At 39.2% G+C, this 15,286-nt stretch carries 12 protein-coding genes and 5 tRNA genes; all 17 read right to left on the minus strand.

Annotated elements, in window-relative coordinates:
• Positions 1–55: 55 nt before the first annotated feature.
• The 17 genes from rpoC to rpsU all read right to left on the minus strand — a co-directional run bounded on the left by rpoC (position 56) and on the right by rpsU (position 15,257).
• Positions 56–4,360, minus strand: coding sequence for a DNA-directed RNA polymerase subunit beta' (rpoC, locus tag UXI14_RS10940; protein ID WP_335966171.1), 4,305 nt, complete (start codon positions 4,358–4,360; stop codon positions 56–58).
• Positions 4,361–4,448: 88 nt separating this feature from the next.
• Entirely contained in the window at positions 4,449–8,258 is a 3,810-nt protein-coding gene (gene rpoB, locus UXI14_RS10945; protein WP_335966172.1) for a DNA-directed RNA polymerase subunit beta, read from the minus strand.
• A 136-nt stretch (positions 8,259–8,394) separates the two neighbouring features.
• Positions 8,395–8,772 (minus strand): 50S ribosomal protein L7/L12, encoded by a 378-nt coding sequence (gene rplL, locus UXI14_RS10950; protein ID WP_335966174.1) that lies wholly within the window; start codon positions 8,770–8,772, stop codon positions 8,395–8,397.
• 55 nt (positions 8,773–8,827) lie between these two features.
• A complete protein-coding gene (gene rplJ, locus UXI14_RS10955; RefSeq protein WP_277900965.1) occupies positions 8,828–9,346 on the minus strand; it encodes a 50S ribosomal protein L10 in 519 nt (172 codons plus the stop codon).
• A 24-nt stretch (positions 9,347–9,370) separates the two neighbouring features.
• Positions 9,371–10,060, minus strand: coding sequence for a 50S ribosomal protein L1 (gene rplA / locus UXI14_RS10960; protein ID WP_277900964.1), 690 nt, complete (start codon positions 10,058–10,060; stop codon positions 9,371–9,373).
• Between the two features lie 19 nt (positions 10,061–10,079).
• Positions 10,080–10,517, minus strand: a complete 438-nt coding sequence (gene rplK / locus UXI14_RS10965; protein WP_277900963.1) for a 50S ribosomal protein L11 — start codon at positions 10,515–10,517, stop codon at positions 10,080–10,082.
• Positions 10,518–10,591: 74 nt separating this feature from the next.
• Positions 10,592–11,143 (minus strand): transcription termination/antitermination protein NusG, encoded by a 552-nt coding sequence (nusG, locus tag UXI14_RS10970; RefSeq protein ID WP_277900962.1) that lies wholly within the window; start codon positions 11,141–11,143, stop codon positions 10,592–10,594.
• A 23-nt stretch (positions 11,144–11,166) separates the two neighbouring features.
• Positions 11,167–11,355, minus strand: a complete 189-nt coding sequence (gene secE, locus UXI14_RS10975; protein WP_277900961.1) for a preprotein translocase subunit SecE — start codon at positions 11,353–11,355, stop codon at positions 11,167–11,169.
• Positions 11,356–11,431: 76 nt separating this feature from the next.
• Positions 11,432–11,502: transfer RNA gene (locus UXI14_RS10980), tRNA-Trp, on the minus strand.
• 68 nt (positions 11,503–11,570) lie between these two features.
• Entirely contained in the window at positions 11,571–12,758 is a 1,188-nt protein-coding gene (gene tuf / locus UXI14_RS10985; protein ID WP_277900960.1) for an elongation factor Tu, read from the minus strand.
• A 56-nt stretch (positions 12,759–12,814) separates the two neighbouring features.
• Positions 12,815–12,886 (minus strand) — tRNA-Thr (locus tag UXI14_RS10990).
• A gap of 169 nt (positions 12,887–13,055) precedes the next feature.
• Positions 13,056–13,128, minus strand: a tRNA-Gly gene (locus UXI14_RS10995).
• Between the two features lie 152 nt (positions 13,129–13,280).
• A tRNA-Tyr gene (locus tag UXI14_RS11000) sits at positions 13,281–13,363 on the minus strand.
• A gap of 170 nt (positions 13,364–13,533) precedes the next feature.
• Positions 13,534–13,607 (minus strand) — tRNA-Thr (locus UXI14_RS11005).
• Positions 13,608–13,695: 88 nt separating this feature from the next.
• Positions 13,696–13,998 carry a ribosome-associated translation inhibitor RaiA gene (gene raiA / locus UXI14_RS11010; RefSeq protein ID WP_277900959.1) on the minus strand — a complete coding sequence of 101 codons (303 nt, stop codon included), beginning with the start codon at positions 13,996–13,998 and terminating at the stop codon, positions 13,696–13,698.
• A 39-nt stretch (positions 13,999–14,037) separates the two neighbouring features.
• Entirely contained in the window at positions 14,038–14,934 is an 897-nt protein-coding gene (locus UXI14_RS11015; RefSeq protein ID WP_335966175.1) for a tyrosine-type recombinase/integrase, read from the minus strand.
• 128 nt (positions 14,935–15,062) lie between these two features.
• On the minus strand, positions 15,063–15,257 hold the full coding sequence (gene rpsU, locus UXI14_RS11020; RefSeq protein WP_277900957.1) for a 30S ribosomal protein S21: 195 nt from the start codon (positions 15,255–15,257) through the stop codon (positions 15,063–15,065).
• Between the last annotated feature and the right edge of the window lie 29 nt (positions 15,258–15,286).

Raw genomic sequence — 15,286 nt, forward strand, 5'->3', positions numbered from 1 at the left:
CCCCAAAGGATTTGTCATCCTTTGGGGTTTCTATATTATAAATTAAGCTATAAACTTAAAAATTAACGTGCTGTTGTTTACTGGCCATAATCTCGTTGTACTCTTCTTTAGAGCCTACAATAATATTATCGTAGTCTCTCATTCCGGTACCTGCCGGGATTTTATGTCCAACAATTACATTCTCTTTCAATCCTTCAAGGTCATCTACCTTACCGCTTACCGCAGCTTCGTTAAGGACTTTTGTAGTTTCCTGGAACGATGCAGCCGATATAAACGACTTAGTTTGTAACGATGCCCTGGTAATACCTTGCAATATTGGCGTTGCAACCGCAGGAACAGCGTCCCTGGCCACTACCAATTGCTTATCGGCTCTTCTTAAGATTGAGTTTTCATCCCTTAATTCACGTGGAGAAATAATCTGTCCAGCTCTCAAGGTATCTGAATCTCCCGCATCTTCGATAACTTTCATTCCAAAGATCCTATCATTTTCTTCAATGAAATCATCTTTATGAACTAGTTGTTGCTCTAAGAACGTAGTATCTCCAGAATCCTGAATATTAACTTTACGCATCATTTGACGTACTACAACCTCAAAGTGCTTATCGTTAATTTTCACCCCTTGTAAACGATATACTTCCTGTACTTCGTTCACTAGGTATTGCTGAACTGCAGAAGGTCCTTTAATCCTTAAAATATCTTCTGGAGTAATCGATCCATCAGAAAGTGGCATTCCGGCACGGACGTAATCGTTCTCCTGAACAAGTATCTGATTGGATAATTTTACCAAATACTTTTTAATATCGCCCAATTTAGACTCCACTATAATTTCACGGTTACCTCTTTTTATTTTTCCAAATGAAACTACACCGTCTATTTCTGTAACAACGGCTGGATTTGAAGGGTTACGCGCTTCAAAAAGCTCGGTAACTCTTGGAAGACCCCCTGTAATATCCCCGGCTTTTGATGACCTTCTTGGTATTTTTACAAGAATCTTACCTTCTTCTATCTTTTCATCGTTATCGACCATAATGTGTGCACCTACAGGCAGGTTGTACGAACGTAGCGTTTCCCCTTTTTTATCTTTAATAAGTAAGGTTGGGATTAGCTTTTTGTTTCTAGATTCAGAAATTACCTTTTCCTGGAATCCGGTCTGTTCGTCAATCTCAACTTGGTACGTTACACCTTGCTCGATGTTCTCGTAAGCAATTTTTCCAGAGAATTCTGAAATAATTACGGCATTGTACGGATCCCACTGACATACCACATCTCCTTTGCTTAAAGTCTGCCCTTCTTTAACAAAGATTTGCGAACCGTAAGGAACATTATTGGTAGCCAATATAATACCCGTTTTCTCATCTATAAATTTAACTTCTGCTGTTCTGGAAATTACAATATCAACTTCTTTTCCATCAGCATCTGTTCCTTTTACAGTTTTAAGATCTTCTATTTCAATCTTACTCTTAAACTTGGTAATGATTTTATTTTCTTCTGAAATGTTTCCGGCAATACCCCCTACGTGGAAGGTACGCAATGTAAGCTGTGTACCTGGTTCCCCAATAGATTGGGCAGCCACAACACCAACGGCTTCTCCACGTTGAACCATTTTTCCGGTAGCTAGGTTACGGCCGTAACATTTTGCACAAATACCCTGTTTTGCTTCACAAGTAAGTGGCGAACGTACTTCCATTCTTTCTACAGGAGATGCTTCTATTTTCTTAACGATTTCTTCTGAAACTTCTTCACCTGCCCCTACCAACAATTCTTCTGTAAGCGGATCGTATACATCGTGTAAAGAAACACGTCCTAAGATTCTTTCACCTAAAGATTCTACAACCTCGTCGTTTTTCTTTAACGCTTCTACTTCTACTCCGCGAAGTGTTCCACAGTCTTCGGTATTTACAATAACATCTTGCGAAACGTCTACCAAACGACGTGTTAAGTAACCGGCATCGGCCGTTTTTAACGCGGTATCTGCCAATCCTTTACGTGCACCGTGCGTAGAGATAAAGTATTCAAGAATTGACAATCCTTCCTTAAAGTTTGAAAGAATCGGGTTCTCGATAATTTCACCACCTCCGGCTGTCGATTTTTTAGGTTTCGCCATTAATCCACGCATACCTGTAAGCTGGCGGATCTGTTCTTTGGATCCCCTTGCTCCAGAATCAAGCATCATGAACACCGAGTTAAACCCTTGGTTGTCTTCACGGATACGTTTCATTGCAAGCTCGGTCAACATGGCGTTGGTAGATGTCCAAACATCAATTACCTGATTATAACGTTCGTTATTGGTAATCAATCCCATGTTATAGTTCATCATAATCCCTTCTACCTGCTCGTTTGCATCTGCAATCATTGGGTGTTTTTCTTCAGGTATGATAATATCTCCTAAACTGAAAGAAAGACCTCCTTTAAATGCAAAGTTGTACCCCATGCTCTTAATCTTGTCCAAGAATTCGGCAGTGGTTGGTACATCGGTAGCTTTTAAAATATTACCAATAATATCACGAAGCGATTTTTTGGTCAATACCTCGTTAATATAACCGGCTTTTTCTGGAACTACTTGGTTGAACAAAATTCTACCAACAGTAGTTTCTATAATCTGCATTGTTAATTCGCCATTTTCATTAAAGTCCTTGGCACGGACTTTTACCGTAGCATTTAAGTCAACTTTCTTCTCGTTGAAAGCAATTGTAACTTCATCGGCAGAATAGAAAGTAAGCCCTTCTCCTTTAATTTTATGTTCGGGAGTAGATTTTCTTGCTTTGGTCATGTAGTACAGCCCAAGAACCATGTCTTGAGAAGGTACCGTAATTGGCGAACCGTTTGCTGGGTTTAGTATGTTATGAGAAGCCAACATTAACATTTGTGCCTCTAAAATAGCTTCTGGCCCTAAAGGTAAGTGTACCGCCATTTGGTCACCATCGAAGTCGGCGTTGAAGGCCGTACAAACTAATGGGTGCAACTGGATAGCTTTACCCTCTATCAATTTAGGCTGGAATGCCTGGATACCCAAACGGTGAAGCGTGGGGGCACGGTTAAGTAGTACCGGATGACCTTTAAGAACATTCTCTAGGATATCCCATACAACTGGCTCTCTTTTATCTATAATTTTCTTGGCCGACTTAACTGTTTTTACAATTCCTCTTTCAATTAGTTTTCTAATTACGAAAGGCTTGTAAAGCTCGGCAGCCATGTTTTTAGGAAGACCGCATTCGTACAATTTCATTTCAGGTCCAACAACAATTACAGAACGTGCTGAATAGTCCACACGTTTACCAAGTAAGTTTTGACGGAAACGCCCCTGCTTACCTTTTAATGAATCTGAAAGTGACTTTAACGGTCTGTTTGATTCTGTTTTTACGGCCGAAGACTTACGTGTGTTATCGAACAATGAATCAACCGATTCTTGAAGCATACGTTTTTCGTTACGCAAGATAACTTCTGGCGCCTTGATTTCCATCAAGCGTTTTAAACGGTTGTTCCTGATGATTACACGTCGGTAAAGATCATTTAAATCGGAAGTTGCAAAACGTCCTCCGTCCAATGGAACTAACGGACGTAATTCCGGTGGAATAACCGGAACCACTTTCATAATCATCCATTCCGGATTGTTCTCTCTGTTCTTTTGAGATTCACGAAGTGCCTCAACAACCTGAAGACGTTTTAAGGCCTCTGTTTTACGTTGTTTTGATGTTTCGTTGTTTGCCTTGTGCCTTAATTCATAAGAAAGCTCGTTCAAGTCGATTCTTGAGAGTAATTCTATAAGACATTCGGCGCCCATTTTAGCAATGAACTTATTTGGGTCTGTATCTTCCAAGTATTGATTTTCCGCAGGAAGTGATTCTAGAATATTCAAGTATTCTTCTTCCGTTAAGAAATCCATTTTTTCAACAGGATCCCCATCGGCATTTTTGGCGTTACCCGGCTGGATAACAACATAACGCTCGTAATAGATAATCATGTCCAGCTTCTTAGATGGTAATCCAAGAAGGTACCCAATTTTATTAGGTAAAGAACGGAAATACCATATATGGGCTACGGGCACTACCAAATTGATATGGCCTACCCTGTCGCGACGTACTTTTTTCTCGGTAACTTCTACCCCACATCGGTCGCAAACAATCCCTTTATATCGTATTCTTTTATATTTACCGCAGGCACATTCGTAATCCTTTACCGGACCAAAAATACGCTCGCAGAAAAGACCGTCACGCTCAGGCTTGTGTGTACGGTAGTTAATGGTTTCCGGTTTAAGCACTTCTCCTCTGGATTCTGCTAAAATAGATTCCGGAGAGGCCAAACCAATTGAGATTTTGTTAAATCTCTGTACTGTATTCTTATCTTTATTATTTCTAGCCATAATATATGGTGATAATGAATTAAGTGTAATTTAGTATTACCTTTTTAGCCAAGGCACCCGGTAAAACCAAATGCCTATGCTAAAATTATTATTCTTCTAATCTGATATCTAATCCAAGGCCTTTTAATTCATGCATCAATACATTGAATGATTCTGGCAACCCTGGTTCTGGCATCATCTCTCCTTTTACGATAGACTCGTAAGTTTTGGCTCTCCCGATAACATCATCAGATTTTACAGTCAAGATTTCCCTTAGTGTACTTGATGCTCCGTATGCTTCAAGTGCCCAAACCTCCATCTCACCAAAACGCTGACCACCAAATTGTGCTTTACCACCTAATGGCTGTTGTGTAATTAATGAGTATGGACCAATAGAACGTGCGTGCATTTTGTCGTCTACCATATGCCCTAACTTAAGCATATAGATAACTCCTACTGTTGCTGCTTGGTCGAAACGTTCTCCAGTACCACCGTCGTACAAGTGTGTATGGCCAAATCTTGGGATTCCTGCCTCATCGGTCAGTTCGTTGATTTGATCTAAGGAAGCACCATCAAAGATTGGTGTTGCGAATTTCTTACCAAGGTTTTTACCGGCCCATCCTAATACGGTCTCGTAAATCTGCCCGATGTTCATACGTGAAGGTACCCCAAGTGGGTTCAACACGATATCTACCGGCGTACCATCTTCTAGGAACGGCATGTCCTCCTGACGTGTTATTCTTGCAACGATACCTTTGTTACCGTGACGTCCAGCCATTTTATCTCCTACTTTAAGCTTACGCTTTTTAGCGATATAAACTTTGGCAAGCTTCATAATTCCGGCAGGCAGTTCATCTCCCACAGAAATGGTAAATTTATCTCTTCGCAACGCTCCTTGAAGGTCGTTCAGTTTAATTTTATAATTGTGAAGAAGATCGTTTATCAATGCATTGGTTTCATCATCAGTTGTCCAAGTTCCGCTAACCAAATGCGCAAAATCATCAACTGCATTTAACATCTTTTGTGTGTATTTTTTTCCTTTAGGGAATACTTCTTCGCCTAAATCGTTAAATACACCTTGCGATGTTTTCCCGTTTACAATCGAGAACAATTTTTCTACCAATACATCTTTAAGCTGTGTGAATTTTGTTTCAAACTCCAATTCAAGCTTAGCGATATCTTCTTTATCTTTTGCTCTTTTGCGCTTATCTTTAATAGCCCTTGAGAACAATTTCTTGTCTATAACAACACCACTTAATGACGGAGAAGCTTTTAATGAAGCATCTTTTACGTCACCGGCTTTATCTCCAAAGATGGCACGAAGTAATTTTTCTTCCGGGGTTGGATCTGATTCTCCTTTTGGTGTAATCTTACCAATTAAAATATCGCCCGGTTTTACTTCGGCACCAATACGGATCATCCCGTTTTCATCGAGGTCTTTTGTGGCCTCTTCAGAAACATTTGGTATGTCGTTTGTCAATTCTTCGGCACCAAGTTTGGTATCCCTAACTTCAAGTGAATATTCGTCGATATGGATAGAAGTAAAGATATCTTCCCTTACTACTTTCTCAGAAATTACGATCGCATCCTCGAAGTTATATCCTTTCCAAGGCATGAACGCTACTTGTAGGTTTCTACCCAAAGCAAGTTCCCCTTGTTGTGTTGCATACCCTTCACAAAGTACTTGTCCTTTGGCAACTTTATCGCCTTTTTTAACAATAGGTTTCAAGTTTATGGAAGTACCTTGGTTTGTTTTTCTGAATTTAACGAGATCGTAGGTTTTAAAGTCATCGTCAAAACTTACCAATCTGTCATTTTCTGTTCTATCGTACTTAATAACGATTTTTGAAGCATCTACATAATCTACAACTCCATTTCCTTCAGCATTTACCAATACTCTTGAATCTGATGCTACTTGACGTTCCAAACCTGTTCCCACAATTGGAGACTCCGGTCTTAATAATGGTACTGCCTGGCGCATCATGTTCGATCCCATCAGGGCACGGTTTGCATCATCGTGTTCCAAGAATGGAATTAAGGATGCAGAAATTGATGCAATTTGGTTAGGAGCAACATCTGTATAGTGTACTTCTACCGGATCTACTACCGGGAAATCGCCTTCTTCACGGGCAATTACCTTTTCTGTATCGATGGTACCATCGTTTTTTAAAGGGATGTTTGCCTGTGCAATTTTCTTTTCTTCTTCTTCTTCGGCACTTAAGTAAAGTATTTCGGAAAGGTCTACTTTACCTTCGTTTACTTTTCTATATGGTGTTTCAATGAAGCCCATACTGTTCACTTTTGCAAACACGCTCAATGAAGATATCAAACCAATGTTCGGTCCTTCAGGCGTTTCAATAGGACAAAGACGCCCGTAGTGAGTATAGTGAACGTCACGCACCTCGAAACCGGCCCTTTCACGGGAAAGACCTCCAGGCCCTAATGCTGATAAACGACGTTTGTGCGTAATCTCTGCCAATGGATTGGTTTGATCCATAAACTGAGACAACTGGTTGGTACCAAAGAACGAGTTAATAACCGATGACAATGTCTTGGCATTGATCAAATCGATTGGCGTAAACACCTCGTTGTCACGAACGTTCATACGCTCGCGGATGGTTCTTGCCATACGTGCAAGACCTACTCCAAACTGAGAGGACAATTGTTCTCCAACGGTTCTAACACGACGGTTTGACAAGTGGTCGATATCATCGATCTCTGCTTTGGAATTAATTAACTCGATAAGATATTTAATAATTGTAATAATATCTTCTTTTGTTAACACTTGCTTATCCATGTCGATATTCAAGCCTAACTTCTTGTTCATTCTATAACGGCCAACTTCACCTAAGTTGTATCGTTGGTCCGAGAAGAACAGTTTGTCTATAATGCCCCTTGCTGTTTCTTCGTCTGGCGGTTCGGCATTACGCAATTGACGGTATATGTGCTCTACAGCTTCTTTTTCAGAGTTTGTAGGATCTTTTTGTAATGTGTTGTAGATAATTGCATAGTCTCCTGTTTGGCTATCTTCTTTGTGCAACAAGATAGTTTTAACATCGGTTTCCAGTATTTCATCTACATGTTCTTTTTCTAGAATTGTATCTCTATCCAGGATGATTTCGTTACGTTCTATGGAAACCACCTCGCCTGTATCCTCATCAACAAAATCCTCATGCCAAGTTTTTAGCACACGTGCTGCCAACTTCCTGCCCAACACTTTTTTAAGTCCGCTTTTGGAAACCTTAACTTCTTCGGCTAGATCGAATATTTCTAGAATATCCTTATCGCGCTCGAATCCAATGGCACGGAAAAGCGTAGTAACAGGTAATTTTTTCTTTCTATCGATATAAGCATACATAACGCTGTTGATATCGGTAGCAAATTCTATCCAAGATCCTTTAAAAGGAATAACCCGGGCAGAGTATAATTTTGTTCCGTTAGCATGGAACGATTGACCAAAGAATACACCTGGAGATCTGTGCAATTGCGATACGACTACGCGTTCTGCGCCATTTATTACAAAGGTACCACTAGGTGTCATGTACGGGATGGTACCCAAATACACGTCCTGTACTATGGTTTCAAAATCTTCGTGCTCTGGATCTGTACAATAAAGTTTAAGCCTAGCTTTTAGCGGAACGCTGTATGTTAACCCTCTTTCTATACATTCCTGGATAGAATAACGTGGAGGATCGATAAAGTAGTCTAAAAATTCAAGTACAAATTGATTACGCGTATCAGTAATGGGGAAGTTCTCCATGAAGGTGTTATAAAGACCTTCGTTACCTCTTTCTTCAGATTTGGTTTCCAGTTGAAAGAAATCCTGGAACGATTTAATCTGAATGTCCAAGAAATCCGGATATTCCGGGGTATTCTTTGCAGAGGCGAAATTAATTCTTTCAGTCTGATTTGTGAACATCAATGGACAATATTTTGATTAAAGTGAAAATTGATAAAACGTATATACTCATATACGCAAAAGGGTTTAGGTCTCAACCCGCAAATTTCGGGATGGACCTAAACCGTATTTTACAGCTCGGGGCTGTAGGGTTGAATTACTTTAATTCTACCTCAGCACCAGCTTCTTCTAAAGACTTTTTAAGACCTTCGGCCTCATCTTTAGATACTCCTTCTTTGATAGCTTTAGGAGCGCTGTCTACAATTTCTTTAGCTTCTTTAAGTCCTAAACCGGTTAATTCTTTAACCAATTTAACAACAGCCAATTTAGACGCTCCGGCAGCTGTAAGGACTACATCAAATTCTGATTTCTCCTCAGCAGCTTCACCACCTCCGGCAGCAACTCCACCAGCAACAGCTACAGCTGCAGCAGCAGGCTCGATACCATATTCTTCTTTTAATATATCAGCTAATTCGTTTACTTCTTTAACTGTTAAATTAACTAATTGTTCTGCAAAATCTTTTAAATCTGCCATTTTTCTATCGTTTTAATAAATTTTTAAAATATAATTGTTTTTAAGTGCGTACTTATTATTGTTTTTCTGATAACGTTTTAAGGATACCAGCCAATTTACCACCACCTGATTTAAGTCCGCTAATAACGTTCTTAGCAGGCGATTGTAACAAGCCAATGATATCTCCAATAACTTCCTCTTTGGATTTAATGCTCACCAATGCATCTAATTGGTTATCTCCAATGAAGATAGCTTCTTCGATAAATGCACCTTTTAAAAGAGGTTTCTCAGATTTTTTACGGAAGTCCTTGATAAGTTTAGCTGGGGCGTTCCCTGTTTCGGAAAGCATTAAAGAAGTATTTCCTTTTAGCACTCCGGGCAATTCCCCAAAATCTTTATCAGAAGCTTCCATTGCTTTTGCAAGCAATGTGTTTTTTACAACTGCGAGTTTGATGTTTGCTTTAAAACAAGCTCTACGCAAATTAGAGGTTGTTTGAGCGTCCAATCCTGAAATATCTGCTAAATAGATATTTGTAGTATCTCCTAACTGCGCAGTTAAATCTTCTATTACCGTTAACTTTTCTTCTCTAGTCATGATTAAAAAATTTATACCTGCCTCTTAAACTGCCTTAGGATCTACAGGAACACTTGGGCTCATAGTACTTGAAATAAAGATACTTTTGATATATGTTCCTTTAGCCGCAGTTGGCTTCAGTTTTAATAATGTTTGTAATAATTCGTTTGCGTTACCAGCAATTTTATCTGCCGAAAAAGATGCTTTTCCAATTGCTGCGTGAACGATTCCTGTTTTATCAACTTTAAAGTCGATTTTACCAGCTTTAACTTCACCTACAGCTTTGGCCACATCCATGGTAACCGTTCCTGTTTTTGGGTTTGGCATTAAGCCTCTAGGTCCAAGGATTCTTCCTAGGGGGCCTAATTTACCCATTACGCTTGGCATCGTGATGATTACATCTACATCTGTCCAACCGTCCTTGATCTTTTGCAAGTATTCATCTAACCCTACATAGTCTGCCCCAGCCTCTTTGGCTTCTGCTTCTTTATCTGGGGTAACCAATGCTAAAACCTTAACATCTTTACCGGTACCGTGAGGAAGTGTTACCACCCCTCTTACCATTTGATTTGCCTTACGAGGGTCTACCCCTAAACGCACTGCTAAATCTACAGATGCATCAAACTTAACGTTAGTGATATCTTTTACTAATTGAGAAGCTTCTGCAACAGAATACAATTTGTTCCTGTCTATTTTACCTACAGCTTCTTTTTGCTTTTTTGTTAATTTTGCCATTTCTAGATTCTTTTAAGATTTAAAAAGGCTTATCACCTGAAACCGTTAATCCCATTGATCTTGCAGTTCCTGCAACCATGCTCATTGCCGATTCTACAGTAAATGCATTAAGATCTTGCATTTTGTCTTCTGCGATAGCTTTTACCTGATCCCAGGTAACGCTCGCCACCTTTTTACGGTTTGGCTCTCCGGAACCCTTTTTAACCTTAGCCGCTTCCAATAGCTGAACTGCCGCTGGCGGTGTCTTAATTACAAAGTCAAACGACTTGTCTTTGTAAACGGTGATAACAACTGGTAAAACCTTACCCGGTCTGTCCTGTGTACGTGCATTAAATTGCTTACAGAACTCCATAATGTTAACGCCGGCAGCACCTAGAGCGGGTCCAACCGGTGGCGACGGATTCGCAGCACCTCCCCTAACTTGTAGTTTAACTACTTTACTAACTTCTTTTGCCATTGTTTATGTTCAATTTTAAAATTTGAATCGCCTGATCTTTTGGAAGCTAGGCGAATCTATATAATGTGTAACAATTATATCTTTTCTACTTGCATATAACTCAATTCCAATGGTGTTTTTCTTCCAAAAATCTTCACCATTACCTCAAGTTTACGCTTTTCTTCATTGATCTTTTCAACAGTTCCGTTAAATCCGTTAAAAGGACCGTCTATAACTTTCACGGTTTCCCCTAACACATAAGGTATAGCAACATTATCTGTCTTCACGGATAATTCGTCAACTTTACCAAGCATTCTGTTTACCTCAGATTTCCTCAATGGAACGGGATCCCCCCCTTTAACTTCACCTAGAAAACCAATAACTCCAGTTATAGACTTGATAACGTGTACAATTTCTCCTCCCAAATTGGCCTTCACCATTACATAGCCGGGAAAATAAACACGTTCTTTATTTATTTTCTTTCCATTGCGTATCTGCACCACTTTTTCGGTCGGTACCAATACTTCATCTACATAATCTTCATATCCAAGACGCGCTATATCCTGCTCTATGTAGCCTTTAACTTTATTCTCTTGACCACTCACAGCCCTTACTACATACCATTGTTTTGCCAACGCTTCTGCCATTGCAATACCCGTCTTTAATATTATTAATTAGTAATTATTCCAAAATAAAGCTTGATAAGTTTAGCGAAAACCGTATCAATACCCCATATTGCCAATGAAAAAAGTATAGAGAAAACAGCAACCACAACCATCAGGTTTTGTCCCTCGGCCCATGACGGCCAAGTAACATTCGCTCTTAACTCTTGAAATGATTCTTTTATATAATTCACCATTTTACTCTATCTTATTATGGACCGAGAATCCCAATTTTCTTTTTCAAAACTCTTCTGACCCAATCCTATTATTTCGCACGGGTGGAGAGATTCGAACTCCCATCAACGGTTTTGGAGACCGCTATTCTACCCTTGAACTACACCCGTTTATTCAAGTTTAAAGGCATCCTGCTACTATAAAGCAGGACACCTTAAAACTTGTATGCTTATTGAAATTAGTCTAAAATTTCAGTTACCTGACCAGCACCTACTGTTCTACCACCTTCACGGATAGCAAAACGCAGACCTTTGTTCAAGGCAATTGGCTGAAGCAACTCAACAGTAATAGTTAAGTTATCACCAGGCATAACCATTTCAACTCCATCAGGCAATGTAATTGTACCTGTTACGTCAGTTGTACGTACGTAGAACTGAGGACGGTAGTTGTTATGGAACGGTGTGTGACGTCCACCTTCTTCTTTTTTAAGAACGTAAACCTCTGCTTTGAATTTAGCGTGAGGAGTTACAGAACCTGGCTTACAGATAACCATACCTCTTTTGATGTCGGTTTTCTCGATACCTCTTAAAAGGATACCAACGTTATCTCCAGCTTCACCTCTATCTAATATTTTACGGAACATTTCAACCCCTGTAATAGTAGAAGTCAATTTCTCTGCTCCCATACCGATAATATCTACAGCTTCACCAGTTTTAGCAACTCCAGACTCTATACGTCCAGTAGCAACTGTTCCACGACCAGTAATTGTAAATACATCCTCGATAGGCATCAAGAAATCTTTATCCACGTCTCTTTGTGGCAATTCAATCCACTCATCAACAGCTTCCATCAATTTCATTACTGAGTCAACCCACTTTTGCTCACCATTTAAAGCACCAAGTGCAGAACCAGGAATTACAGGTCCGTTATCCCCGTCATACTCATAGAAGCTCAACAATTCTCTTACTTCCATGTCTACAAGCTCTAAAAGCTCCTCATCATCAACCATATCCACTTTGTTCAAGAAAACAACTATTCTTGGAACACCTACCTGACGTCCTAATAAGATGTGCTCACGAGTTTGTGGCATAGGTCCGTCTGTAGCAGCAACTACCAAAATAGCGCCATCCATTTGAGCAGCACCTGTAACCATGTTTTTTACGTAATCCGCGTGACCAGGACAGTCAACGTGGGCATAGTGACGATTTGCAGTTTGATACTCAACGTGAGAAGTATTAATTGTGATACCTCTTTCTTTTTCTTCAGGAGCGTTATCGATTGAATCGAATGAACGTGCATCAGAAAGACCAGCATCTGCCAATACTTTAGTGATAGCAGCAGTTAAAGTAGTTTTACCGTGATCTACGTGTCCAATAGTACCTATATTTAAGTGTGGTTTGGAACGATCGAAAGTTTCCTTTGCCATGATTTAATAATTTTAATCTTAGTTATATATTAGTGTTCAAATTTAAACGCAACAAGAGCCAATGACGAGAATTGAACTCGTGACCTCTTCCTTACCAAGGAAGCGCTCTACCCCTGAGCTACACCGGCTTATAGATTCAAAGTTTCAAGTTTAAAAATCGCTTTTCATCACCTTAAACAACAACCATAAACTCAAAGTACTAGAACGAGAGAAGAGAACACATCTTTTTTCTTAAGATAAATTCTCATCTCTTCTTTTTTTTAACCTCAAAAATAAATTTTGAGCCACCTTGTTTAGAGCGGGAGACGAGGTTCGAACTCGCGACATTCAGCTTGGAAGGCTGACGCTCTACCAACTGAGCTACTCCCGCATTAAAATTTACTTCACAAAAGACCAAACAATAAATTGACCTTTAATACCTCTTGAGCTTTAAAACTCTTTATTCTTTTGCAGACGCTCTACCTCCCGATAACTACCGGGATGAGCTACTCCCGCATTTCTTGTAATTAAGAAATTTTTTTGTGGGGAGAGCAGGATTCGAACCTGCGAAGGTAAAAACCAACAGATTTACAGTCTGTCCTCGTTGGCCGCTTGAGTATCTCCCCCAATTTAGCATTTTGAAAAGCAGAAAACATTTAAATTTTACTGCTTAAAATTCCGAGCGCAAAAATAATCAATATTATCCAATTACCAACTACTTTCCTTATCTTTTTTTAAAGATAAATTGCACGCTTCTAAAAATCATCAAATTATCAAAAAACTTTACTTTTAAAAGAGCCGATAGAGGGACTCGAACCCACGACCTGCTGATTACAAATCAGCTGCTCTAGCCAGCTGAGCTACATCGGCATTTAATCAAAAAAGTCCGCTATTTCTAACGGACTGCAAATGTATATAAATTATTCTTTATACAAAACAAATTGTATAAAATTTTTATTTAGATGTATGCTCTCAATTTTTGCTTTCTTTTTTTTAGTACTCGCTCTAATGAATTTGCCGCACAGTCGACCGCTTCCTCAAATGTTCTGCACTGTTTTTTTACCATAAATTCGTCTCCGGGAACGTGCACCTTTACTTCTGCTATCTTGTTTTCTTTTGCACTGGTGTTTTGGACTTTCAAATACACGTCAGAATAAACAACCCTATCGTAATAGTGGTCCAGTTTATCTAATCGCTTTTGAATGAAAATTACTAATTTTTGATCTACATTGAAGTTGACAGATTGCGTGTTTACTTCCATTTCCTCTAAATTTTGTGGTTAAACATTCATTTTAAGCGGTTAGGATTTTTTTTGGTTTCTAGGATGCGCCAAACCGTATTGTTTTTTTAGCTCAGCTATACTATTGTGTGTGTACACCTGGGTCGATGCAAGGCTGGAATGACCTAACAATTCCTTAACCGAATTTAAGTCAGCACCTTCATTAAGCAAGTGGGTCGCAAATGTATGCCTAAGGATATGCGGACTCTTTTTTATTTTAGTTGATGCCTTACTAAAGTAATTATTTATTGTTCGATATACAAACGTTTCATTAATTTTATGACCATTTTTAAGAATAAGCAAAATGTCTCCAGATTCTATGGTAGAAGCGTTTTCCCGGTGTACCAAATATTCATGGATTGTCTCGCCAAGCGAAGAAAGCAGCGGAACATAGCGCTCTTTGTTGCGCTTGCCAAGCACCTTGATGGTGCTGTTTGCAAAATCTACATCGTTGGTTTTTAAATTTACCAGTTCGCTCCGACGCATGCCCGTGGCATAAAAAAGTTCGATGACCAATTTTTCCAAAATGCCGTCATGGCCATCGTCAAACTTCATTTCCTCCAAGACCAGTTTCATTTCCCGGACCGAAAACGGCACCTCTATTTTTTTGGCCGTTTTTAATGCCTTGTGCTTTGCCAACGGATTAATTTCAATTTCTTTTATCTTCAATAAAAATTTATAATAAGCCTTTAATGAAGCAATTTTCCTGTTGATACTCCTGTTGCTTAAACCCTGATTGACCATGCTGACAACCCATGAACGTACTTGGGTATAATGTACCCGGTCTACAGAAGATTCGTTGAAAGTTAGTTTGCAGAATTCCAAAAAAGAAGATAAATCGTTTTGATAAGCAGTAATTGTATGCTTGGAATAATTTTTTTCCAATTGAAGGTATTCAATGAATTTTTGAAATGGCATGCAATGAAGTTTAACCCAAAGATATAAAATTAGTTGATAGGTATCTAGGAGTTGGGTATTAGGTAAAAAATAAAAATCCCGCCTTTTGGAAAGGCGGGATTTATTATTTTTATATCAATAAAGACTTATTAGATTTCTTCCTGATCTCTTAATCCTTGAATATAAGCAGCTTTTTGAATTTGAGCTCTTTTTGCTACTGAAGGTTTTGTAAATTGTTGACGGCTACGTAGCTGACGCATTGTACCAGTTTTATCAAATTTACGCTTGTAACGCTTAAGCGCTCTGTCTATATTTTCTCCTTCTTTAATAGGTATAATTAACATAAGTGTACCACCTCCTTTCTTTTACGGAC

The organism is Galbibacter sp. PAP.153 (genome assembly GCF_037029175.1).
Classification (GTDB): domain Bacteria; phylum Bacteroidota; class Bacteroidia; order Flavobacteriales; family Flavobacteriaceae; genus Galbibacter; species Galbibacter pacificus.